Annotated in this window: 20 protein-coding genes; 6 read left to right on the plus strand and 14 right to left on the minus strand. The window is 62.7% G+C overall.

Annotated features, from left to right (window positions below; translation table 11 throughout):
* Nucleotides 1-8: 8 nt before the first annotated feature.
* Genes ACR30Z_RS07200 through ACR30Z_RS07210 form a run of 3 tightly spaced genes read left to right on the plus strand, consistent with a single transcriptional unit; the run spans nt 9 to nt 3,256 of the window.
* The gene (locus tag ACR30Z_RS07200) at nt 9-1,391 is read left to right on the plus strand and encodes a CoA transferase (RefSeq protein WP_434371792.1); all 1,383 of its coding nucleotides are present in this window, start codon (nt 9-11) and stop codon (nt 1,389-1,391) included.
* Between the two features lie 22 nt (nt 1,392-1,413).
* The gene (locus ACR30Z_RS07205; RefSeq protein ID WP_144648218.1) at nt 1,414-1,926 is read left to right on the plus strand and encodes a GNAT family N-acetyltransferase; all 513 of its coding nucleotides are present in this window, start codon (nt 1,414-1,416) and stop codon (nt 1,924-1,926) included.
* Nucleotides 1,919-3,256 carry an alpha/beta fold hydrolase gene (locus ACR30Z_RS07210; protein ID WP_144648217.1) on the plus strand — a complete coding sequence of 446 codons (1,338 nt, stop codon included), beginning with the start codon at nt 1,919-1,921 and terminating at the stop codon, nt 3,254-3,256. The genes ACR30Z_RS07205 and ACR30Z_RS07210 overlap by 8 nt, the downstream gene beginning before the upstream one ends.
* On the opposite strand, the gene ACR30Z_RS07215 is transcribed toward ACR30Z_RS07210, so the two are convergent.
* The 4 genes from ACR30Z_RS07215 to coaE form a co-directional block, all read right to left on the minus strand.
* On the minus strand, nt 3,253-4,605 hold the full coding sequence (locus ACR30Z_RS07215) for an MFS transporter (protein ID WP_434371794.1): 1,353 nt from the start codon (nt 4,603-4,605) through the stop codon (nt 3,253-3,255). The two genes, ACR30Z_RS07210 and ACR30Z_RS07215, sit on opposite strands and share 4 nt — an antisense overlap.
* 28 nt (nt 4,606-4,633) lie before the next feature.
* Nucleotides 4,634-5,662: a TerC family protein gene (locus tag ACR30Z_RS07220; protein ID WP_144648215.1), complete on the minus strand. Its 1,029-nt coding sequence runs from the start codon at nt 5,660-5,662 to the stop codon at nt 4,634-4,636.
* A 167-nt stretch (nt 5,663-5,829) separates the two neighbouring features.
* The gene (uvrB, locus tag ACR30Z_RS07225) at nt 5,830-7,929 is read right to left on the minus strand and encodes an excinuclease ABC subunit UvrB (protein WP_144648214.1); all 2,100 of its coding nucleotides are present in this window, start codon (nt 7,927-7,929) and stop codon (nt 5,830-5,832) included.
* A 29-nt stretch (nt 7,930-7,958) separates the two neighbouring features.
* Nucleotides 7,959-9,197, minus strand: coding sequence for a dephospho-CoA kinase (gene coaE / locus ACR30Z_RS07230; RefSeq protein ID WP_434371795.1), 1,239 nt, complete (start codon nt 9,195-9,197; stop codon nt 7,959-7,961).
* Nucleotides 9,198-9,219: 22 nt separating this feature from the next.
* Between coaE and ACR30Z_RS07235 the strand changes: the two genes are divergently transcribed.
* A complete protein-coding gene (locus tag ACR30Z_RS07235) occupies nt 9,220-9,909 on the plus strand; it encodes an IMPACT family protein (protein WP_434371796.1) in 690 nt (229 codons plus the stop codon).
* An 87-nt stretch (nt 9,910-9,996) separates the two neighbouring features.
* On the opposite strand, the gene rpsA is transcribed toward ACR30Z_RS07235, so the two are convergent.
* From rpsA to polA, 4 genes are all read right to left on the minus strand, one after another.
* Entirely contained in the window at nt 9,997-11,472 is a 1,476-nt protein-coding gene (gene rpsA / locus ACR30Z_RS07240) for a 30S ribosomal protein S1 (RefSeq protein WP_011774756.1), read from the minus strand.
* A gap of 184 nt (nt 11,473-11,656) precedes the next feature.
* Nucleotides 11,657-12,607: a polysaccharide deacetylase family protein gene (locus tag ACR30Z_RS07245; RefSeq protein WP_434371798.1), complete on the minus strand. Its 951-nt coding sequence runs from the start codon at nt 12,605-12,607 to the stop codon at nt 11,657-11,659.
* Nucleotides 12,608-12,668: 61 nt separating this feature from the next.
* Nucleotides 12,669-13,982 carry a GNAT family N-acetyltransferase gene (locus ACR30Z_RS07250; protein WP_434371799.1) on the minus strand — a complete coding sequence of 438 codons (1,314 nt, stop codon included), beginning with the start codon at nt 13,980-13,982 and terminating at the stop codon, nt 12,669-12,671.
* A gap of 84 nt (nt 13,983-14,066) precedes the next feature.
* The gene (polA, locus tag ACR30Z_RS07255) at nt 14,067-16,850 is read right to left on the minus strand and encodes a DNA polymerase I (protein ID WP_434371801.1); all 2,784 of its coding nucleotides are present in this window, start codon (nt 16,848-16,850) and stop codon (nt 14,067-14,069) included.
* A gap of 19 nt (nt 16,851-16,869) precedes the next feature.
* Between polA and ACR30Z_RS07260 the strand changes: the two genes are divergently transcribed.
* On the plus strand, nt 16,870-17,334 hold the full coding sequence (locus ACR30Z_RS07260) for a hotdog fold thioesterase (protein WP_144648208.1): 465 nt from the start codon (nt 16,870-16,872) through the stop codon (nt 17,332-17,334).
* A gap of 28 nt (nt 17,335-17,362) precedes the next feature.
* On the opposite strand, the gene ACR30Z_RS07265 is transcribed toward ACR30Z_RS07260, so the two are convergent.
* The 6 genes from ACR30Z_RS07265 to ACR30Z_RS07290 all read right to left on the minus strand — a co-directional run bounded on the left by ACR30Z_RS07265 (nt 17,363) and on the right by ACR30Z_RS07290 (nt 22,033).
* Entirely contained in the window at nt 17,363-17,914 is a 552-nt protein-coding gene (locus tag ACR30Z_RS07265) for a dihydrofolate reductase family protein (RefSeq protein WP_434371803.1), read from the minus strand.
* 13 nt (nt 17,915-17,927) lie between these two features.
* Entirely contained in the window at nt 17,928-18,818 is an 891-nt protein-coding gene (locus ACR30Z_RS07270; RefSeq protein ID WP_434371805.1) for a hypothetical protein, read from the minus strand.
* Complete coding sequence (locus ACR30Z_RS07275; protein ID WP_434371807.1) at nt 18,815-19,813, minus strand: hypothetical protein; 999 nt, start codon at nt 19,811-19,813, stop codon at nt 18,815-18,817. Before ACR30Z_RS07275 ends, ACR30Z_RS07270 begins: the two co-directional genes overlap by 4 nt.
* A gap of 96 nt (nt 19,814-19,909) precedes the next feature.
* Nucleotides 19,910-20,131 (minus strand): hypothetical protein, encoded by a 222-nt coding sequence (locus ACR30Z_RS07280; RefSeq protein WP_144648205.1) that lies wholly within the window; start codon nt 20,129-20,131, stop codon nt 19,910-19,912.
* Nucleotides 20,128-21,333: an inorganic phosphate transporter gene (locus ACR30Z_RS07285; protein ID WP_144648204.1), complete on the minus strand. Its 1,206-nt coding sequence runs from the start codon at nt 21,331-21,333 to the stop codon at nt 20,128-20,130. The genes ACR30Z_RS07280 and ACR30Z_RS07285 overlap by 4 nt, the downstream gene beginning before the upstream one ends.
* A 181-nt stretch (nt 21,334-21,514) precedes the next feature.
* Nucleotides 21,515-22,033, minus strand: coding sequence for an HAD domain-containing protein (locus ACR30Z_RS07290; protein WP_434371809.1), 519 nt, complete (start codon nt 22,031-22,033; stop codon nt 21,515-21,517).
* Nucleotides 22,034-22,142: 109 nt separating this feature from the next.
* Between ACR30Z_RS07290 and kynA the strand changes: the two genes are divergently transcribed.
* Nucleotides 22,143-23,012 carry a tryptophan 2,3-dioxygenase gene (kynA, locus tag ACR30Z_RS07295; protein ID WP_144648202.1) on the plus strand — a complete coding sequence of 290 codons (870 nt, stop codon included), beginning with the start codon at nt 22,143-22,145 and terminating at the stop codon, nt 23,010-23,012.
* Nucleotides 23,013-23,031: the final 19 nt, after the last annotated feature.

Here is a 23,031-nt window from a genome sequence, read left to right on the forward strand (position 1 = left end):
TGGTACGCATGGAGTCCATCCCCGACCTTACGGGCAGCCTGAGGCAACTGGAAGCCGTACGCGAGGTGCCGCGAGCGTCCTGCACGGGTCCGCGGCGGTGGTGGGGCGGTGGTCTGGATGTTGAGGGGCTGGCGGTTGGTTCTGTTCAGGCCGCAGCGACGGCACTCAACGCCCTGACAGGGTCTGCCGGTACGTACGGAGCGGCGGCAGAGTTGGTGGCGGCAGCCTTCGACTCCCTGGGGTACCTCAGGATCGCCGGGCAGAAGCCCGAAGGCTTTGCGGCCATGTCGGGGTTCCGGCGTACCTCGGACGGCTGGATCCGCCTCCATGCCAATTACCCTCACCACGCTGCCCGGTTGATGGCGGCCCTTTCGGCAACCGGGCCCCACGATGTTGACCGCGTCCTGTTGTCGATGACGTCGTTGGAGGCCGAGGAGGCGATCGTCTCGCACCAAGGTGTCGCTGCCGCTGTTCGCAGGCGAACGGAATGGATGTCCTCAGCCATGCATACCGCGGCCAGCTCCGGCCCCTGGATCAGCTTCCACCGTTCCGAGGTTCAGTCCTCGGGGACGGGTGCCCCACCGTGGACGCCGGGAGGGAACCGGCTTCTGCCGTTGGACGGTTTGAAGGTCCTGGACCTTACGCGCGTCATCGCCGGACCAACAGCCACCCGCCTGCTCGGCGCTCTGGGTGCGGACGTGCTGCGCGTCGACCCGCCAGGCATTCCGGAACTGACCGATGCATTTGTGGATGGGGGCTTCGACAAACGGAGTGCTCTTGCAAATCTGGAGGACACTGTGGAGTTGGCCGCCGTCACCTGCCTTGTCGATTCCGCCGATGTCGTCGTGACGGGATACCGCGACGGCGGTCTGGACCGTTTTGGTTTTGGGTCCCAGGCGTTGTTGGCACGAAGGCCCGACCTCGTGGTGGCCACATTGACGGCGTGGGGAGGAACCGGACCGTGGAGAGGTCGGCGCGGTTTCGACAGCCTTGTCCAGGCTGCCTCCGGAATTGCCGAACGCTACGGACAGCATGGCGACGCCGGGTGGACGCCGGGCGCATTGCCCGTCCAGGCCCTGGACCACGCCACCGGGTACGGGCTGGCGGCAGCGGTGCTGGCACTGCTCGCCCAGCGCCTCAGGACCGGAGCTGGTGGTTCAGCCAAGCTCTCCCTGGCGCGGACGGCGGAGGAGCTCTTCGGGCTGCCGTCGAGCCCTGCGGACGCTTCCACGAGTTGGGTTGCCGAGCCCGACTACCTTGACATGGACAGCCCCTACGGCCAGCTCAGGTTTGTTGGGCCACCACTCGTGGTTGATGGCATCCCATTCCGATACAGGGAGCCGCCTGTCCGGTATGGAACGTCTGCTCCCGCCTGGCGGCAGCGCGCCTGACTCCCCTAGTAAGCTCGAAGACATGAGTGTAATCCGCCCCGCCACCGCTGAAGACGTCCCTGCGATCCTGCGTATGATCCACGATCTTGCGATCTACGAAAAGGAACCGGACGCTGTCAAAAACACCCCGGAATTGTTGACGGAAGTCCTCTTTGGCGAGAATCCCCGCGTTCATGCCACGATGGCTGAGAATGCCGCCGGGGCCGTCCAGGGTTTTGCGCTGTGGTTCCTGAACTACTCCACGTGGGAAGGAGTCCACGGCATCTACCTGGAGGATCTCTATGTGGTTCCTGACGCCCGAGGCGAGGGCCACGGCAAGGCGCTGTTGCAGCACCTGGCCCAAACCGCCGTCGAACGTGGCTATGCCCGGGTGGAGTGGAGCGTCCTGAACTGGAACGAACCGTCCATCAACTTCTACAAGAACCTCGGGGCCTTCCCCATGGAGGAGTGGTCCACCTTCCGATTGACGGGCCACGCGCTCGAAGCATTCGGAGCGAACGCCGACACCTCGAAGGAAGCGCTTGCCCGTGGCTGAACACGTGACTTCCGGCGACGTACACAGCATCCGGGCACGTCACGAGTTCCGTGGCGTCCGGACTGCTGAGCACTACTTCACAGTTCCTTTGGTGCATGCACCCGAGGTGGACAGCGACACCCCTGAGACGATCACCGTGTTCGCCAGGGAGTACTCCTCCACGGAACACACGGCTGAGGAAGCCGGCAGGCTCCCGTGGCTGCTGTTCCTGCAGGGTGGTCCGGGCGGTCGCGGTAACAGGGTCACGTCACTGTCAGGGTGGATGAAGGCGGCTGCAAAAGATTTTCGTATCCTGATGCTTGACCAGCGTGGCACCGGGCTGTCCACGCCTATTGAACGGCAGTCGTTGGAACTCCAAGGAGACGCCAACGCCCAGGCCGACTACTTGACCCACTTCCGCGCCGATTCGATCGTGGCTGACGCTGAATTCATCCGGGGCGTCCTGGACTCCGGACCGTGGACGGTTCTGGGGCAGAGTTTCGGCGGCTTCTGTGCGCTGACCTACCTTTCGTTCGCACCGGAAGGATTGCGGGAAGTCCTGATCACTGGTGGCCTGGCACCGCTCGAAGGTTCCGCCGAGCGGGTGTACCGCGCAACTTTCCGCCGTGTGGCTGCCCGAAACGCCGAGTACTTCTCGTGGTACCCGGAAGACAGGGAGCTGGTCACCCGGATAGCCCGCCACTTGGAGAAACACGCGGAGTTCCTGGCAAGCGGTGAACGGCTCACACCGGAACGGTTCCAGATGGTGGGGTCGTTCCTGGGTGGCAACACCCGTGTGGACTCATTGCACTACCTTTTGGAGGACGCCTTCATCGACACTCCGTCCGGAGAACGGTTGTCCGAGGCGTTCCTCGAGCAGGTCCGGGCACTGGTGAGCAGGGCAGCCAATCCCCTCTACGCGGTCCTGCACGAGTCAATCTACGGTCAGGGCGAGGCGACCAACTGGGCAGCCTGGCGTGTGCTTGAGGAATACCCGGAGTTCAAGCCTGGGGCTGAGGAGCCCCTTCTGACGGGGGAAATGGTGTACCCCTGGTACTTCGAACAGGACCCGTCCTTGGCTCCCCTGCGCGAGGTGGCAGAGTTGCTGGCTGCGAGGAAGGACTGGAAGCCGCTGTATGACACCGAACGGCTGGCAGCCAACACGATTCCGGTTGCCGCGGCCGTCTACAAGGACGACATCTACGTGGACCACGACCTCTCCCTCGAAACCGCCGCTGCGGTGCGCGGGCTCCAACCATGGGTGACGTCCGACTTCCATCACGACGGCATCGGTGAGGACGGTGAAGGGATTTTCGGCCGACTCTTCGCGATGGTGCGCCCTGCACGCTAGTTTGGTGGCTTGCCCGGGGTCCCTTCCACCGCGTTAGGCGACCTCGGGCGGCTTGCCACCAGGGCTGTCAGGGCGAGCACCGCTGCCGCCATGACACTGGAAGCAACGTTGAGTCCTTGGTATCCGATCCATGCGAGAAGCAGTCCGGAGGTTGCGCCGCCGACTGCTCCGGCGGCCCCCATTAACGTGTCCGAGACGCCTTGGACTGTCACCCGCTGGTCAGGAGCAACGCTTTCGGCCAACAAGGTTGAACCGGCAATGGTTGCTGCCGACCATCCCAGGCCGAGCAGGATCAGGCCAGCAGTTACCAGCACAGGTTCACGCTGCCCGAAACCGGCGATAAAGACAGCTACCAGGAGGAGCCCGTGTCCCATGGCTATGGTCTGCAGGCGCCCGGCCTTGTCCGTCAGCCAGCCCCACACCGGAGACAACGCGAACATGCCGGCAATGTGAAGCGAGATGGTGAGTCCAATGACCACCAGCGCGTCGGTGCTGTCGGTGGTTCCGCCATGGTGGCCTTCGTGGGATCCACCCACCAGCTGTTGCAGGTGCAGTGGCGTCATGGACATCACGGCCACCATCACACCGTGGGCAGCGACCACGGCCGCGAGGGCCAGGATCGCCAGTGGCGAGGAGCGGACCGCCCGCAGGCCGGAACGGATGGTGCCCCGGACGGGCTGCTCGCCTGGGTCGCTGGCACCCTTGGCAGTGGACGCCAGGCGGCGTGCCAGCAGCAACGGGTCTGGCCTTAGCCCGACGAACAGCAGGACGGCCGCCAGGAAAAGCCCTGCCGCGGAAAACACGAACGGCCCTGCAATGGGTGGCAGCCCCAGGGCAGCGCCCACCACTGCGCCAGGTTGAATCAAGTTCGGTCCCGCCACTGCGCCGATGGTGATGGCCCAGACAACGGTGGACAGCGACCTCCCGCGGTGCTCAGGATCGGCGAGGTCGACGGCGGCGAATCTCGCCTGAAGATTCGCCGCGGTGCCAAGCCCGAGGAACGCAGCTCCCAGCAATAGCAAGAGGAAGGATTGCGCCATCACGGCAGCCATGATCAGAAGGGCACCGATCATGGCGGCGACCAGACCAGTAACAAGCCCAACACGGCGTCCACGCACCTCAGCCAACCGTGCCAAGGGAAGGGCGAAGACCGCTGCGGCCAGTGTCAGGATGGTGGTGATGGAACCCGCCCAGGCCTCGGAACCTGATAAGTCCACGGCCAGCAACGACCCGATGGAGAGCGTGGCGCCGTTGCCAACGCCGCTAAGGAGCTGGGCCGAACTGAGCAGGAAAACAGAACGGCGCTGAACCCGTTGGGGGTCCAGCGCCGTTCTTGAAGTGGTAGTCACTTCACGAGACTACAACTTTCTGCGTCAGTTACTCTGCCTCGCTCATGCTCTTCTGCGCGTCTTCTTCCAAACGGGCATCCAGCTTGGCCTGGCGGGCAGCCGGGCTCAGGAGGCTGGCGACAACCGCCACGATGATGGTGCCTACGATCACTGCCAGGGACACGTAGGTGGGGATCTCCGGAGCCCACTCAATGTGGTGGCCGCCGTTGATGAACGGAAGCTCATTGACGTGCATGGCGTGAAGAACCAGTTTGACGCCAATGAACGCCAGGATGACCGACAACGCATGCTTGAGGTAGACCAAGCGGGTCATCAATCCACCGAGCAGGAAGTACAGCTGGCGCAGGCCCATCAGCGCAAAGATGTTGGCGGTGAAAACGATGAACGCGCTTTGGGTCAGCCCGAAGATGGCGGGGATGGAGTCAACTGCGAACAAGAGGTCTGTGAGGCCGATCGTAATGAACACAATCAGCATGGGGGTGAAGACCTTCTTGCCGTCCACTACGGTGCGGATCTTGTTGCCGTCAAACTTCTCGGACATCGGCAGGACTTTACGAAGGCGGGCAATGAGCGGGTTTTCCGCGCCCTCTTCCTCGTCCTCACCGGAATCCTTGGCCTGCTTCCAAGCAGTCCAGAGCAGGAACGCGCCGAAGATGTAGAACACCCAGCTGAACTGTTCGATGACCACGGCGCCAAGGGCGATGAAGATACCCCGAAGGATCAGCGCGATGATGATGCCCACCATCAGCACTTCCTGTTGGTACTTACGGGGTACGGAGAAGCGGGCCATGATGATGATGAACACAAACAGGTTGTCGATACTGAGGCTGTACTCAGTAACCCAACCGGCGACGAACTGTCCGCCGTATTCAGCGCCGGCAAAGAAGAACATGGCGACGGCGAAGACCAGCGCCAGGGCAACATAGAAGCCAACCCAGAGGCCGGCCTCCTTCATGGAAGGTTCGTGGGGACGCTTGACGACCAACAGGAGGTCGATCAGCAGGATGATTCCGAGGACGACAAAGGAGCCGACCTCGAACCAGACGGGAAGCTGCATTAAGGTGCCTTTCGCAGGGTACGGGAAAGCGGTGTAAGTCTCTCCGGCCTGCCAGGGTGCGGTGAATGCAGATGTTGGCGGCCCGCTAGATCCGGCGAGGCATCTGTGCCTTGCGTGCTGACGGATGTAGCGCTTGGGATACTCCCCTACGTGACCTCAACCTTACCTTAGGCGTGCCCGGCGGATTGCATCTGCCGTAACTCGCGCTTCAACTCCTTGACTTCGTCGCGAATGCGGGCTGCTACTTCGAACTGGAGTTCAGCGGCTGCACCATGCATTTGCTCCGTGAGCTGCTCGATGAGGCCCACGAGGTCCTCGGCCGGCGCCGCAGCGAGGCCGTCCTGCCGTACGGTGGCCGCGCCCTTGGCAGCAGACTTGCCACGCTTGCCACCCTTGGCCAGGCGGTTGTTGTTGAGCAGCTCCTGGGTATCGGCGTCTTCCTTGGCCAGCTGATCGGTAATATCGGCGATTTTCTTCCGCAGCGGCTGGGGGTCGATGCCATGGTCGGTGTTGTACTGGACCTGGATGGCGCGGCGGCGATTGGTCTCTTCAATGGCGTGAGCCATGGAATCCGTAATGCGGTCTGCGTACATGTGCACCTGGCCCGAAACGTTACGGGCTGCACGTCCGATGGTCTGGATCAGGGAGGTGGAGGACCGCAGGAAGCCTTCCTTATCCGCGTCCAGGATGCTTACCAAGGAGACTTCCGGCAGGTCCAAGCCTTCCCTGAGCAGGTTAATGCCCACGAGGACATCGAAGACGCCCATGCGGAGTTCCCGCAGCAGTTCGACGCGACGCAGGGTGTCGACGTCGGAGTGGAGGTATTCCACCTTGACGCCGTGACCCACCAGGTAATCGGTGAGATCTTCCGCCATCCGCTTGGTCAGCGTCGTCACGAGGACGCGCTCGTTTTTCTCCGTACGGGTCCTGATCTCCCCCAACAGGTCGTCGATCTGGCCCTTGGTGGGCTTGACCACAACCTCGGGATCGATGAGCCCGGTGGGACGGATGATCTGCTGAACGTAGCCGTCTGCCTTGCCAAGCTCATACTTGCCAGGAGTTGCGGACAGGTAGACCGTCTGGCCGATCCGCTCCAGGAATTCGTCCCACTTCAGGGGCCGGTTGTCCATGGCTGACGGCAACCGGAAGCCGAAGTCCACGAGGTTCCGCTTGCGGGACATGTCACCTTCGTACATGGCGCCGATTTGTGGAATGGTGACATGCGACTCATCCACCACCAGTAGGAAGTCGTCGGGGAAATAGTCGATCAGGCAGTGGGGTGCCGTTCCGGGCTCACGGCCGTCAATGTGCACGGAGTAGTTTTCGATGCCGTTGCAGAAGCCCATCTGCTGCATCATTTCGAGATCATAGGTGGTACGCATACGGAGTCGCTGGGCTTCCACCAGTTTGTTCTGGCTTTCCAGGACCTTCAGGCGGTCGGCGAGTTCGTCTTCGATCCGCTTGATGGCGCGCGCCATGCGCTCAGGACCAGCCACATAGTGCGAGGCGGGGAAAACATACATCTCTTCTTCGTCGCGAAGCACCTCGCCGGTCAGTGGATGGAGGGTCTGGATGTTCTCGATCTCATCGCCGAAGAACTCTATCCTGATGGCGAGTTCCTCGTACATGGGGATGATTTCAACAGTGTCACCGCGAACCCGGAAGGTGCCACGGTGGAAGTCCATGTCGTTGCGGGCGTACTGCATGGACACGAACTTCCGCAGCAAGTGGTCGCGGTTCATCTCCGCGCCCTTCCGCAGGGTGACCATTCCGGCGATGTACTCTTCCGGGGTACCAAGGCCATAGATGCACGACACGGTGGCCACCACGATCACATCGCGTCTGGTGAGCAAGGCGTTGGTGGCGGAGTGGCGGAGCCGTTCGACTTCCTCGTTGATGGAGGAATCCTTCTCGATGAAGGTGTCCGTCTGGGCGACGTAGGCCTCAGGCTGGTAGTAGTCGTAGTAGGAAACGAAGTATTCCACTGCGTTGTTCGGCAGGAGCTCCCTGAATTCATTGGCCAACTGCGCGGCGAGGGTCTTGTTCTGGACCATCACCAAGGTGGGCCGCTGAACCTGCTCGATGAGCCACGCCGTGGTGGCACTCTTGCCCGTACCCGTGGCGCCCAGGAGCACAACATCCTTCTCGCCGTTATTGATGCGTTCAGTCAGTTCGGCGATGGCGGTGGGTTGGTCGCCGGCAGGTTTGTATTCACTGACCACTTCAAAAGGCGCGACGACACGGTTGATTTCCTGGGCAAGGCTCATGAAACCAATCTACCCCTGCCCCAGGACAGCTACTGTCCGCGTTTGCGGACAGCAGAAGAGGAATACGACGGCGGCCTCCAACCAGTGCGGTTGGCCCACTCTTCCACGAGGGGCCACGCGATGTCCGTGAACCACGGCTCCTTGGCATCGGCGTAGGCGGCGGTATCCCGGTCCTCCGCATACCGGCCCGCGAGTTCGCGTTTGTGGCTCTCGTACAGCGCGACCGCTGACGGCTCTGCCCGCAACCAGTCGCGGAACAACAACGCATAGTGCCATCCCGGTGAGCCCGCCACCCGTACGTGCAGGTTGACCGGCCGGCCAGGATCGGCATTGGCATGGAATCGTTTCTGCCAGCCTTCAGGCTCGGGGTGCGAGGGTTTCGGCGTGTCCTGACGGACATGGGGCACTGCAGGGAACCCGGCGGCTGCCAGCAGCGGCGCAATTCGGTCCGCTGTGTCAAGGTCCGCCACGGCCACTTGGAGGTCAAGAACGTCCTTCGCGGCCAACCCCGGCACCGAAGTGGACCCTATGTGGTCCACCGCCATAATCTCTTCGGGCGCTGCTGCCATAAGGCGCTCCGCGAGGCGTGCGGCCTGGGATCCCCAGTGCTCCTTCGATGAGGCCATGACAGGGCCGTCGCTTCGAACTGCCCGGACACCACGCTTGATGTTCTCAGCAAAGGGCACCAGGCGTTGTTCCCAGAGGCCGTCGACGGTGGCGAGCAACTCTTCGCGGGTTGCTGCGTTGTCCAGGATAACGTCGGCAGCGGCGTTCCGGTCCTTACGTGTGGCTTGCGCTGCCATGCGGGAACGAGCATCCTCGGGCGTCATCCCGCGGAGTTCCACCATCCGCTGGACGCGAAGGTCGTCGGGTGCATCAACCACCACCACGAGGTGGAACTTGCTGCCCTGCCCGGTCTCAACCAGGAGGGGGATGTCCTGCACCACGATGTCGCCCGCGCCGGCGCCGGCCATCATTGCTGCCGCAGCCTCGCGAACCAAGGGATGGACGATGCCGTTGAGCACTTCGCGTTGGGAAGGGTCGTGAAAAACAATGGAGCCGAGTTTGGGCCGGTCCAGCCGGCCCTCCTCATCCAGAATGCCGCGACCGAACGCCTCGACAATACGATCCAGTCCTGCAGTTCCAGGCTCTACCACCTGCCGTGCGATAAGGTCCGCATCGATAAGGAGTGCACCCAGTTCCTGCAACCTGGAGGCCACCAGTGATTTCCCCGAGGCGATGCCGCCCGTTAGTCCGATTTTCAGCACTCCTCAACACTAGACTGAAGCGGTGGAATTTGAGGAAGACAGCCGTGCGACCAACTACACGACGCTGACGGCAGGTCCTGACTTTCGCCACGAACTGGAAATCCGCCGGTCCCGTTTCATTACCGTTCTCCGGCGCTCACCGGACGAAGAAACCGCTCGTTCCCTGGTGGCTGACCTGCGACGTGAATTCCACGGTGCCCGCCACCATTGCTCGGCGTTCGTCATAGGACCGGACCGCATGATCCAACGCTCCAGTGATGACGGCGAACCGTCCGGCACGGCGGGCATCCCCATGCTGGAAGCCCTCATTAAACGCGAAACAGCGACTGGGGCGACCGACCTCAGCGACGTCAGTGCCGTCGTCGTCCGCTACTTCGGTGGGATCCTTCTGGGCGCCGGCGGGCTGGTACGCGCCTACTCCGAATCGGTCTCCACCGCCTTGGACCTGGCACCGTTGGTCCACAGGCGCCGCCTGCGGCTGTGCGCTGTTGAGGTCCCCCACGCCGACGCCGGCCGCCTGGAAAATGAACTGCGGGGTGCCGGATACGTCATGGCGGAGACTGCATATGAGGCCCGGCACGCCATTCTGCGCGTGGCGCTGCGGGACCAGCCGGAAGCCATCGCCGAAGCCCGGGCACGGGTAGCTTCGTTGACCGCCGGCAATGCGGAGTTGCGCCCCGAAAGAACCGAGTGGATCGACGTCTCCAGCTGACAGCATGCGTTACAACGCAGAAGGACCCCCGCCCGGAGGCAGGGGTCCTTCTTTGGCTATTCAGCACATCCCGTGAGGGCGGCGGAATTAGTTGCCGGTCAGCTTCTCACGCAGTGCGGCGAGTGCTTCGTCGGACGCCAGGGTGCCGGCGTTGGACTCAGCAGCAGCCGGCTCCGAGGAGTAGCTCGTGGTGCCGGAATCGCTCTCACCGGACGTTGCAGCTGCAGCGTCGTCGGCAGCGTGCTGGGCAACCTGCTTCTTGTGGGCTTCCCAGCGGGTCTGGGCGTCAGCGTACTGCTGCTCCCAAGCGGCGCGCTGCGTCTCGTAGCCTTCGAGCCATTCGTTCGACTCGGGGTCGAAGCCCTCAGGGTACTTGTAGTTGCCCTCTTCGTCGTACTCAGCGGCCATGCCGTACAGAGCGGGATCGAACTCGGTGCTGTCAGCGTCAACGCCCTCGTTAGCCTGCTTGAGGGAGAGGGAGATACGGCGACGCTCGAGGTCGATGTCGATGACCTTGACGAACAGTTCGTCGCCAACGGAGACAACCTGCTCGGCGAGCTCAACGTGGCGGACAGCCAGCTCGGAGATGTGAACGAGGCCTTCGATGCCGTCTTCGACGCGAACGAACGCACCGAACGGAACCAGCTTGGTGACCTTACCCGGAACAACCTGGCCGAGGGCGTGGGTGCGGGCGAAGGTCTGCCACGGATCTTCCTGCGTAGCCTTGAGCGACAGGGAGACACGCTCGCGGTCCAGATCCACCTCGAGGACCTCGACGGTGACTTCCTGGCCAACCTCGACAACCTCGGACGGGTGGTCGATGTGCTTCCAAGACAGCTCGGAAACGTGAACGAGGCCGTCTACGCCGCCCAGGTCCACGAAGGCACCGAAGTTGACGATGGAGGAAACAACGCCCGGACGAACCTGGCCCTTTTCCAGCTTGTTGAGGAACGTGGAGCGAACCTCGGACTGGGTCTGCTCGAGCCATGCACGGCGGGACAGCACAACGTTGTTGCGGTTCTTGTCCAGCTCGATGATCTTGGCTTCGATCTGCTGACCGATGTACGGAGCGAGGTCGCGGACACGACGCATCTCCACGAGCGATGCGGGCAGGAAGCCGCGCAGGCCGATGTCCAGGATGAGGCCACCCTTGACAACCTCGATGACGGTACCGGTAACGACGCCGTCTTCTTCCTTGACCTTCTCGATGTCTCCCCAGGCACGCTCGTACTGAGCACGCTTCTTGGAGAGGATCAGACGGCCTTCTTTGTCTTCCTTGGTGAGAACCAAAGCTTCGACCTGATCGCCAACGGCGACGACGTCACCGGGATCAACATCGTGCTTGATGGAAAGCTCGCGGGAAGGGATGACACCTTCGGTCTTGTAACCGATGTCGAGCAGAACTTCGTCGCGGTCGACCTTGACGACGGTACCTTCGACGAGGTCTCCGTCGTTGAAGTACTTGATGGTGGCGTCGACAGCTGCGAGGAAGTCCTCAGCGGTACCGATGTCGTTAATGGCGACTACGGGGGTACCGGGCTTCTCGGTGGAGGTGATGGTCATGTAGTAGGGGCTCCGTTGTGGATAGATAGTCGGTCAGGCAAACCGCTGCCGCCCGGGTCCGGACGGCAGAACACGGCAAATCGCCGGGTCATCCTGATTTGTGGATTAGTACAAAATGGATGCATGCACGTAGTACACGCCCGTTTATTCTAGTCGCATTGGCAAAGCAGGGTCAAAAGGAGTGTTACGGCGCCAGGATGTCGCCTAGACGTCCGAACGGCACCCCGAGGTCCAAGAGTCGTGGCAGGGCCAGCGCGTAGCCTTCCGCGGTTCCGGATGCCGGCCTGTTGAAGTGTGAAATCACGATGTCGCCAGCTCCCGCCCGCCCCACTTCGGTGGCGACCGTGGCCGCCGGATAGGTGGCGCCGCCGTCGCCGTTGACCGAAAAGTTGACCGGCAACATGCCAAGCCTCCGCGTCATCTCCACTGCGACGTCGTCGTAGAACGCAGTCCCGGGCCGGAAGAAGCGCGGAGGCGTTCCTGTCAGTTGCTGCATGATGGCCTGGTTGCCCATGAGTTCGTCGTACGCCGCGGCCGCATTGGCTGTCCCTGCGATCCCGTAGGCGGACTTCCCGGAGACCGACAACGGGAGGTGCGCGGTTCCATGGTTGGCCAGCTCGAACAGCGGGTCGGCGGCCAACTCCACCGAGAGGGACGGGTTGGCCTGGATCCACCGGCTGTTGATGAACAAGGTGGCCTGGACGCTGAGCTTCCGAAGGGTCTGGAGGAGCCTGTGATCGCAGCCTGTCCCGCCCGGACCGCCGCAGGCATCAAAGGTCAGCGCCACTTTGTGGGACGTTGACCTGTTCACGACGCCCGTAATGTGGAGCCCCCACTCCTTGGGATACCTCCCTGCGAACTCGGCAAGGACCTGCTGCTTGTCAGGCGCGGGAGGCGGTGCGGACGCAGTGGCAGGAGCCAAGGCAGCGGCCGCCTGTTGGCTGGATATGGCGGCAATGGACGGCGGCGGGGTTGCCGGGCCTGTTCGCGGTGCCCCCGATTGCTCCCCCGACATCTCCGGCCGGATGCCCTGCCCGCTGTCCGCGCACGCCGCCAGGGCCGCCGACATCAAGCCGGCCATTCCAAGCAGCACTGATCGCCGGCCGGCCAATGGCCGCCGCTTGGAATCCCCCATGGATGTCCTATCTGGTTGTGACTATGTGTTTGTGGTTGTGGTTGTGGTGTTGTGGAGTGGTCTAGAAATGGGTCAGGCAGTGCGCGGAACGTTCCACCGTAAAGAGCTGCTGGGCCTTGAGTGCAGCGCCCGGCGTCATCTCCCGGATGCGTCCGGCTGCGGTCAACGTCACCGGAGACACCGCACCCAGGTAGATGGACGCGAGATCCGCAACGTCCATGCTGAGGTCTGGCGTCGCACCCGACGCGTCATTGACGACGGCGGCAGCACCGCCGTCGGACTCCAGAACCCAGGTGCCTCCGGCCAAACCCAAGGAATCCGTGACCTCAAGCACCAGTTTTCCAGCAACGGGGAAGCTGCGTGCTTGCAGGGCGGCGGCGGTATCCAGGATCCGGAGCCACAGCATGTCGCGGATCTCAGAGGCATCAATACACCTTGGATCCTCGAGTGCCCACACGAGGGGGTCGTCCACGGGGGCCTCAGCCCAGGTCACTTCGTCAATAAGGTCGATGCTGCCCAGGAAGCGCCAAAGGTCAAGATAGCCTGCGTTCCTTGCGGCCACGAGGTCCACGATTTCCATGGTGTATGGCTTGTGGTCCCAGCCCTTGAAACGGTAGGAAACATAGCCATCCAACGTTCCGGACAGGTCGTAGTGCAGGGCGCAGCGGACGCTGGTGTCCGGCTTGCCGTCGTGGCCTATGGAACCGGAGGCCACCAGGCGGTAGTACTCCTGCCGGTCAATGGAACCGGGTGAAAGCCGCTGGACCCGTTCAAATACCTGTGGCGCCACCGTCAACAGCTCAGAGGGATCGGCGACTTCCACAGTGCCTTCAGGCACTCCCCTGAGGCGGAAGCGTGGACCGGTATCAACCTTGATGCTCCGCTCGAATGTAGCCACCCCGAAGCCGAAGCGGCCGTAGATGGAACCCTCGGAGGCCGTGAGGGCCGCCATGGCCAGTCCATCATCCTTGGCAGCTTCCAGATCTGCGGTGATCATGCCGCGAAGGATTCCGTTCCGGCGGTGGGTACCACGGACGGTCACAGCCGTGACCAGATTCGACTCCAGCTGGCGGCCAAAGCCAACGTTCAAGGCCTTGCGCATGGTGGCGTACGTAGCCACGGGCACGTCGGCCGCCAGCGAATGGTCGGGCACGCCGCCGTTGACGTAGACACCTGTCAGCTCGCGTTGATCTGTTTGGTAAGCCTTCAACGTCTTGGCCAGGTATTCGTCATCGCGCCGTTGCTGGTGGAACCCGTGTGACACCGCCTGCACCCATGTGGTGCACCGGTTGTAATCTGCGGCGGTGGAATCGGCTACGGCAGGGAAACGCTGGACGGAGTATTTTTCAAGGTTTCGTTCATTGGGATCAGCCACGCCCTCGAGCCTAGCCAGACGCCGGAGGGCGCGCCACCATCTCGGCGGCGCGCCCTCCGGCGGTCCTTTGAATCCGTGCCTGGACTAATGTCCGGCCTCGTACCAGCTTGACCCGACGCCGATCTGGACGTCGAGGGGCACTGACAATTCGGCGGCCGAGCCCATCTGTTCGATCACCAGCTTCTCCACTGCTTCGCGTTCCCCGGGCGCAACTTCCAGGACGAGTTCGTCGTGGACCTGCAGCAGCATGCGGGACTTCAGGCCCTGGCTCGCAAGCTCTGCAGAAACTCCCAGCATGGCGCGTTTGATGAGGTCCGCTGCTGAGCCCTGGATGGGTGAGTTCAGCGCAATCCGCTCTGCTGCCTCTCGGGCTTGTCGGTTGGTGCTGGTCAGGTCCGGGAGATAACGGCGTCGGCCTTCGATGGTGGCTGTGTAACCGTCGGTCCTGGCTTGGTCCACAACTCCCCGCAGGTAATCACGTACACCCCCGAAGCGGTCGAAGTAGTCCTTCATGAGTGTCCGCGCTTCATCCACGGAGATTTCCAGCTGCTTGGACAAGCCGAAAGACGTTAGGCCGTAGGCCAAGCCATAGGACATGGCCTTTACCTTGGAGCGCATGGCGCTGGTGACCTCGGCTGGTTCAACGTTGAAGATCCGCGACCCAACGAAGCGGTGCAAGTCCTCCCCGTCGCGGTAAGCCTGGATCAGGGCCTCATCCCCCGAAAGGTGCGCCATGATGCGCATTTCGATCTGTGAGTAGTCGGCGGACAGGAGGCATTCGTAGCCTTCACTGACCACGAAGATTCCACGGACGCGCCGGCCCTCCTCGCTGCGGACCGGGATGTTCTGAAGATTGGGGTTGTTGGACGAGATACGGCCGGTGGCTGCGATGTTCTGCGCGTACGTAGTGTGGATACGGGCGTCGTCAGCCACGGATTTCTTGAGGGTCTCCACCATCTGGGCCAGCTTGGAGGACTCACGGTGCGCCATGAGCTGGACCAGGAATTCGTGACCGGTCTTTTCCAACAGCCCCTTCAAGGAAGCCGCGTCGGTGGTGTAGCCGGACTTGATCTTCTTGGTCTTGGGCAGGCCAAGTTCCTCGAAGAGGACTGTCTGCAGTTGCTTGGGGGATCCAAGGTTCACTTCATGCCCGATTGCCGCAAACGCTTGTTCCTGGGCATTCTGGATCACCTTGGTGAGGTCTGCGAGTTGCTCGTCCATGCGGTCCGTGGAAACGAAAATACCGGTAAGTTCCATCTGCGCCAGGACGCGTGCCACCGGCAGTTCCAACGTTGTCAGCAGGGCGTCAGCCTTGATTTCGGCTAGTTCCGTTTCGAAGTGCTTGCTGAGGGCGTGCACGACGGCGGCATGCTGGACCAGCGATGTAGCGGCAACCTGATCAGTATCACCCGAAAGGTCGAGCTCAAGCTGGCCCGACTGTGCTGCAGCGGCAGCCAGTGAGATCTTCAGGTGAACCTGTGCGAGTTCGGCCAGGTCATAGCTGCGGCGGTCCGGTTGGATCAAGTAGCCGGAAATGGACGTGTCATCCACCACGCCTTCGAGCCCCAAGCCCCGATTGTGCAGGGCCTTGAGCGCCGATTTGAACTCGTGGAGGACCTTGGCTTCCTCGGGGTCCTGCAGCCAGCGCGCGAGGACCGCTTCAGCCGCAGCGTCCAAGCCTGCGAGCTCGATGTAGGCCGCTCCGTTGCTCCGGACAACAGCCAGGGCACTGGCATCGTCACCGATCCGGCCCGGGACGAGCTGAACGGCCAATGCCGAACGCACACCTGAACCTGCGGCGAAGAATGCCTCGAGCCCGGCAGCGTCCGTGAGCACGGAAAATTCAGGGGCCTCGATGGTGTCCGGCGCGGCTCCCGCGGTGTCGTCGCCGTAGAGGTCGAAGAGCCGGGTGCGGAGCGTGCGGAATTCGAGTTCTTCAAAGAGGTCCTCGATCGCCTGGCGGTCCGGACGCGGCTCGTGCAGGTCCGCCAGCGTGATTGGCAGGTCCAGATCGGTCAGCAGCTGGTTGAGCCTGCGGTTGCGCTTGACGTTCTCGAGGTTTTCCTTGAGCGCTCCGCCCACTTTGCCGCCGATGGCATCGAGGTTTTCCAGGATTCCTTCCAGGCCGCCATAGAGGTTGATCCACTTTGCAGCGGTCTTGGGGCCAACGCCTGGTACTCCGGGCAAGTTGTCCGCGGTTTCGCCAACAAGGGCGGCGAGATCCGAGTACAAACCGGGTTTGACGAAGTACTTCTCTTCAATGGCTGCGGCGTCCATTTTGGGGATGTTACTGACCCCCTGCTTGGGGTACAGCACAAAGACGTTGTCGTTGATGAGCTGGAAAGCGTCCCTGTCGCCGGAGACCAGCAACACCTCGAAACCGGCAGCGTCAGCCTGTGCGGCCAGGGTTGCCAGGACGTCGTCCGCTTCGTATCCGGGCATGGCGATGGTCCTGATGCCCCAGGCCTCCATCACCCTTGCAATCAGCCCGATCTGGCCTGCGAATTCCGCCGGGGTCGCGTTGCGGCCGCCCTTGTACTCGCTGTATTCGGCTTTGCGGAATGTGGTGTCGTCAGAGACGTCGAAGGCCACGGCGATATGAGTGGGCTTCTGGTCCTTGATCAGGTTGATCAGCATGGAGGTGAAGCCGTGGACGGCGTTGGTGTACTGGCCCCTGGCCGTGGAGAAATTTTCGGCTGGAAGGGCGTAGAAAGCCCGGAACGCCATGGAGTGGCCGTCCAGGACCAGCAGCCTGGGCCGGCCCTCCCCCGTAGTGCTGGTGGATGCCGTGGCAGAGGGGGTGGGTGCTGTAGCGATGGCAGCAGCTTGGGCCGTTGGAACCTGGTCCGGTTTGGTTGTTTCACTCACAGGTGCCAGCCTAGTTGGCATGATGGACAATTTCACGCCGAACCGGTTTGTCGACCAGCTCAACGAGGCAGGTGTGCCGGAAGAATTCCACGATTGGCTCTCAGCGCACGGCGTCGGTGACCTTGTGGTGAAGATGGGGATCCGCTTTACGGAGATGGGTGCCGAGCGCATGGTGGCCACCATGCCGGTGGAGGGGAACACCCAAGTGGCTGGGATTCTGCACGGCGGAGCACACGTGGTCCTCGCGGAGACACTGGGATCGTTTGCTGCTTCGCTGCACGCCGGGAAGGATCGTCACGCCGTGGGCATCGAGGTGGGCGCTACGCACCACCGCTCGGTTGCCAGCGGCACCGTGACGGGCACGTGCACCGCCATCCACCTCGGTGGAACCCTGGCCACGCACGAAATCGTGATCACCGATGAGAAAGGCCGACGGCTCTCAACTGCCCGGATCACCAACATGATCCGGGACAACCGCCACTGAGTCCCCAGCAGGTCCCGGCGCCGGGCGACTAGTGTGGCCGTTGCGGCAGCCTGTAGTGCAACTCTGCGGCGGCCCCACCCAGGATCTTGGACGAGACCAGCTCAAGTGGCGCCGTCGGGCCGTCCAGCGGCAAAAGCCGCTTACCGGCTCCCAACACCACCGGGATGATGGTGACGATCATTTCGTGGAGCAGGCCCGCATTGGCGAATTGGGCCACGAGGTCGCCTCCGCCCACCAGCCAGACATTCTTGTCTCCTGCGTCCTTGAGCAGGTCCGGCGCGAACTCGCGGACGTCGCCCCGAACAAAGGTGATGTCCGAGCCGGCCGGCGCGGAGTATTCGTGATGGGTGAAGACCCAGCAAGGCGTACCCGGATAGGGCCACTTGCCAGGCTCGTGTTCCATGAGCCACCGATAGGTATCGCCGCCCATGGCGATGCACCCGACCCCGGCCATGAAGGATTTGATGCTCTGGCTGACCCCATCCACCCTGTCGAACTGCAACAGCCAGCCAAGGTCGTCGTCCGGTGATGCGATGAAGCCGTCAATGGTGGAAGCTACGTAGTATTGGAAAGTCCCCATGGACCCAGACTAATCAGTCGGCGGTGGGGTTCCCATACTCCACGCGGACGGTGCCGTTGTCCGGAAGGACCACCACACGCCCCTGGGCCAGGCTCCACCCATCGTTCAGCAAAAAAATCCTGCCGCCACTGACAACCAATAGCCGGAGACCCGTGTAGCGGTACAGCGGAGCCGCTTCGGTGCCGGTCGACTCTTCATGGACGTTGGGGGCACTGACCGCCAGGCGCTCCTTGCTGTAGACAACAGCCGTGGGCAGCAGGCCGGACCTCTCCTGGTAATCGACGGCGGCTCCCCGTCCCAGCGCCTGGGCAAAATCGGATGTTCCCCAAAACAGCAATAGCGTGACAAGGACAAACACCAGCGCTGTTTCAAGGGCGCGGGGCCTTGACCGGACCGGCTTATCGCCGGGCGAAACAGCTCGGCGTCGGACACTGAGGCCCCAGGCCCCTACGACGAGCCCCGCTGCGATGAGGAAGGGCGCATACAGCAGAATCCGCTCCGGCTGCGTCACGACCACCACCCACATCACGGCCGCGTAGGCGAAACCGAGAACCAGCACCACTGTTGCTGTCCTGCGGATGAGACCCCGATGCCGCCCGCCTTCGAGGAGCTGTGACACGGCCCTGTCAAGCATCAGCCACAGCAGCCCGATCACCACCAGCCAGGCCAACGGCTGGAACAAGGACTGGATACTGCGGAGGATGAAGTCCTGGACCGTGTACCCGAAGAGGCTCACATCCAATCCCATGGCCTTTGCCTGGGCATCGGTGCGGGCCCAGCCGAAGTACACCAGAAGCGCCGTAACAACAGTCAACGGCGGACCGACGACGGAGAGCACATCCTTGGTCCTCTGCCAACGGGTGTTGATCAGGCTCTGTTCATCAGGCTCGGGGGAAGCGCTCACGGGGCAGCCGTCGCGGAGGTCCCACTGGACGTAGCAGTGGGCGCCGGGCTGCTGGTCGGCGGCTCCGTGGCAGGGATGCTGCCCCCGGTTTCCGATGGGCTTGGTGAACTGCCGGCCCCACCGGAATCGTCATAGAAGAACGTCACAGTCCCACTGATGTCCACCGTGTCCGTAATGGAGATCCGGATGGTCTCCCTGCCTTCTGCCGGCGGCATACGCAGGAACAGTGTCTCGTAGTCGCCGCCCCCGCCAACGATGTCCGGGACTGCGGGGACGCCGTCAAACAGGACCTCGCCCACCCGCACGTAGTAGCCATCCAGGCGAACAATCGTGCCGCCCGTACGGGGACCGGAAGCCCGGGCCATTCCCGGAACAGGTCGCAATTCCTCGTCGACGACCGTCAGCCCCAGCAGCTGACGCGGGCATGCCTCGCCCTGTCCCGGCTCTACCCGGTAGGCGGCACTTGGGTTGCTGCGGTGTTGGGCCACGAGCGAAGCAGCGGTGGCGGCCACCCTGAACTCAAGGCATTGAGTTTGGGGAATCCTGGGTGTGGCGGCAACAGCGATGGACGCCCGTTGCCAGTCCTGTTGACTGCCCGTTTGCAGCGCCCGGCAAACGGCCGCGCCCGCCTCCCATACGGCAGCGTCATCGGCGCCCTCCACGCTCTGGGACAAGGCGTCGCACTGGAACTGCTGCAGCAGGAGGTACCGCTGGCCCGACGTGGGGTCGTTGGGCCCGATCGGCCCCACCGGAACCCAGCGCACTACGGGTGCCTCAGCCTGTGGCGCGCCAGGACCTGCAGGACCCGCGGGCTGGCCGGCCGTCGGTACGACGGCGGTGGGTTGCGGACGCGCCGACGTTCCCGTGGTGGACGATCCGGGGCCAGGGCTGGGAGAAAGTCCGTCGGAAGAAGGTGGGAGGCAAGCGGAGAGGCCGAGCGTCAGGACCGGAACCAGCGCCAGTCCGATGAGCTGGCTTCGGGATTGGAACTTCATGACAGCCCCACATCTGCCGGATCACGACCACGCAGTTATGTGCATAACTACACTGCTGATTATTCTCCCGAATGGATCTGACTGCCAGAGAGACTTCTACTTTCCGAAGTACGGAACAATCAGGTAAATGCCGAAAAGTACGGCTGCGCCGCAGAAGGCGAAGCATACGTAGGCCAGGGAGCGCACCACGGCGGGCGACTTTTGCCGTGCGTCACCTGCGATGGCCGTAAGCCGCACACCCAAGGAATAGAGGACCACCAGCGTTACGGCTGCCAGGAGGGTCACTCCGGCGACCTGCAGCAATTCCAACCATTTCATCGCTGCACGTCCTCGCTCTGGGTGGTCTTTCGAGACTTCTTTTTCTTCCGGAACCGCACGGCATGGCCGGCTTCTTCGACCTCGACGGCGTTGTGGTGGCCCACGTGGGACCTGCGCGAAACCACGAACATGAACAGGACCGCGGCTGTGCCAACCACTGCTGCAATGACAACACCTACGACGCCGATGCTCACCAGTAGTGCGGTGAGGGCGCCCACAATTGCCGAGGCCGGGAGTGTAAACAACCAGCCCAAGGCAATCTTGCCGGCGGTGCCCCAGCGGACGGACGTTCCCTTGCGCCCGAGGCCGGAGCCGATGACCGATCCCGAGGCGACCTGCGTGGTGGACAGGGCAAAGCCCAAGTGGGACGAGGCCAGGATGGCCGAGGCGGTGCTGGTTTCAGCAGAGAAGCCCTGTGCGGGCTTTACTTCGGTGAGTCCGGAGCCCATGGTGCGGATGATGCGCCATCCGCCGGCATAGGTTCCAATGGCGATGGCAAAGGCACAGGCCGCGATGACCCAGAACTGCGGGCCGCTGCCCGGCGCCTGGGTGCCCCCTGCAATGAGGACCAGGGTGATGATGCCCATGGTCTTCTGGGCATCGTTGGTGCCGTGCGCCAGGGCCACCAGGCTCGAGGTGAAGATCTGCCCCGTGCGGAAACCGCCACGCTTCTGTGTCAGTTTGTCGCCGGTTTCGGGATCATGCCGTGACGTCAGAGCGTAGGCGAGGCGTGTACAGATGTACGCCACAAGGCCAGCAATGAGGGGCGCGAAGATCGCCGGCAGGATAACTTTCTGCAGGACGGTCTCGAAGTTGATGGAATGGAAGCCGATGCCGACTACTGCGGCGCCGATAAGGCCACCGAACAAGGCATGCGAGGAACTGGAGGGCAGTCCCTTGAGCCAGGTGATCATGTTCCACAGCACGGCCCCCATGAGGCCGGCAAAGATGATGTCCGGCGTGATGTGGATGCCGTCGGAACCTTCCCGGATCAGTCCACCGGAGATGGTCTTGGCCACTTCCGTGGAAAGGAACGCACCTACGAGGTTGAGCACCGCGGCCAGTGCGACGGCCGTCTTGGGCTTGATCGCCCCCGTAGCGATAGGCGTGGCCATCGCATTGGCTGTGTCGTGAAACCCGTTGGTGAAGTCAAAGAATAGGGCCAACGCTATTACCAGCGCGACCATGAAGGTGATATCCACCTGTTGCCCAATCTGCAGAGTCGTCGACGTTCAGCAGTTTCACTTCCCCATACCTGCCATCCACAGCATAGTTCAGCAATTGTTCAACTGACTCGACTTGCGGGATTCACTCTGGCGGGCTTGAAACCTTAAGAATCCTACGTGCCATCCCGTGAGCGGACAAACGTACCGGGACCCCGGTTCAGCCCAGGTACGCCCGCACCGCCGCGAGGTCGCGACGGGACAGACCCTTGCGGGGATCCGGTGAGATGCAAAGCACACGGTCTTGCTGGTACTCGGCCCACGAGCGGGCGTCGGACTCGTGGCGGAGTTGGTCGTCGAGCCAGACGATCCGATCGCTGCCGGAGGCGGCCACATCTTTTTGGAGGGCCACCAGTTTCCACCACTCAGGGCCCTCGTCCCAGCCTTGGCTGGACAGTACGGGCCAGTCCTGGCCCTTCAGGCCGATGGCGGGGCAGAGAAACTCAGGGGCGAGGCGCTCCCACGTTGTGAGCCAGACGAAGCGCGCTGCGGGATGGCCTGCAAGATCGTTGAGCTCAGACACTGCCTCGGGCGCGTAGGCAACCTCCAGGATGCCAGCATCGGCAATGGTCCATTCCCCACCCCAGTCGGTGGTTCCCAACGGACTGAAGGGGTTCACCACGCCGTCGACATCCAAGTAGATGGACACCGGCGTCACGGCGCCTCGGACGGAATCCATGGTCGCTCCCCCTTCCCCAAACGGTTGAGGATCAGACTACGGGACCCGAGTGACATCGAGAGGCAAATCAATCTCTTGACGTTCGTCATGGAAGTGATAATCTCGGGATATGGAAAAGCCCGCAGTCCAGTCCGCCCACAGCGTCCGCCCGATTGAGGACACTGTCCGCACCGATTTCCGGCACGCGATGTCGTACGGCGGATATCTGGACCTCGACCACCTGCTCAGCTCTCAACACCCGCTCAGCGAGCCGGAACACCACGACGAACTGCTGTTCATCATTCAGCACCAGACCAGCGAACTCTGGCTCAAGCTGGTCCTGCATGAACTGCTGGAGGCCCGTAGGCTTTTCGACGCCGACAACCTGGGCAAGGCGCTTAAGTGCATCGCCCGTGTCAAGGCCATCCAGCGCACCATGACCGAACAATGGTCCGTCCTCGGAACGCTCACTCCCCGCGAATACGCGCAGTTCAGGGGCTTCCTGGGAAGCTCTTCCGGATTCCAGTCGTACCAGTACCGCGGTGTCGAATTTCTCCTGGGGAATAAGAACCGAGGCATGCTGCGCGTCTTCGAAAGCGAGCCCGAGGCCCACGCCCTGCTCAGTACGCTGTTGGAGGAGCCCACGCTGTACGACGCGTTCCTGGCCGTCCTTGCACGCGCCGGCTACGACATCCCCACCGACATCCTTGAGCGTGACAAGAGCGAGCCATGGACGTTCCGCAAGGACCTCGTCCCGGTCTTCCAGAAGATCTACGAATCCGACGATACGCCGTGGGGTCTCTACGAAGCCTGCGAGGACCTGGTGGATATCGAGGACAACTTCCAGGCGTGGCGGTTCCGCCACCTCAGGACCGTCCAACGCACCATCGGCTTCAAAGTGGGAACCGGCGGCTCATCCGGCGTCGACTTCCTCAAGCGCGCCCTGGACCTGACGTTCTTCCCTGAGCTCTACGCCGTTCGCACCGAGATCGGTAACTAAGCAACCACCCCTGAACCAC

It is taken from the genome of Paenarthrobacter sp. FR1 (assembly GCF_051106045.1).
GTDB classification, from domain to species: domain Bacteria; phylum Actinomycetota; class Actinomycetes; order Actinomycetales; family Micrococcaceae; genus Arthrobacter; species Arthrobacter nitroguajacolicus_A.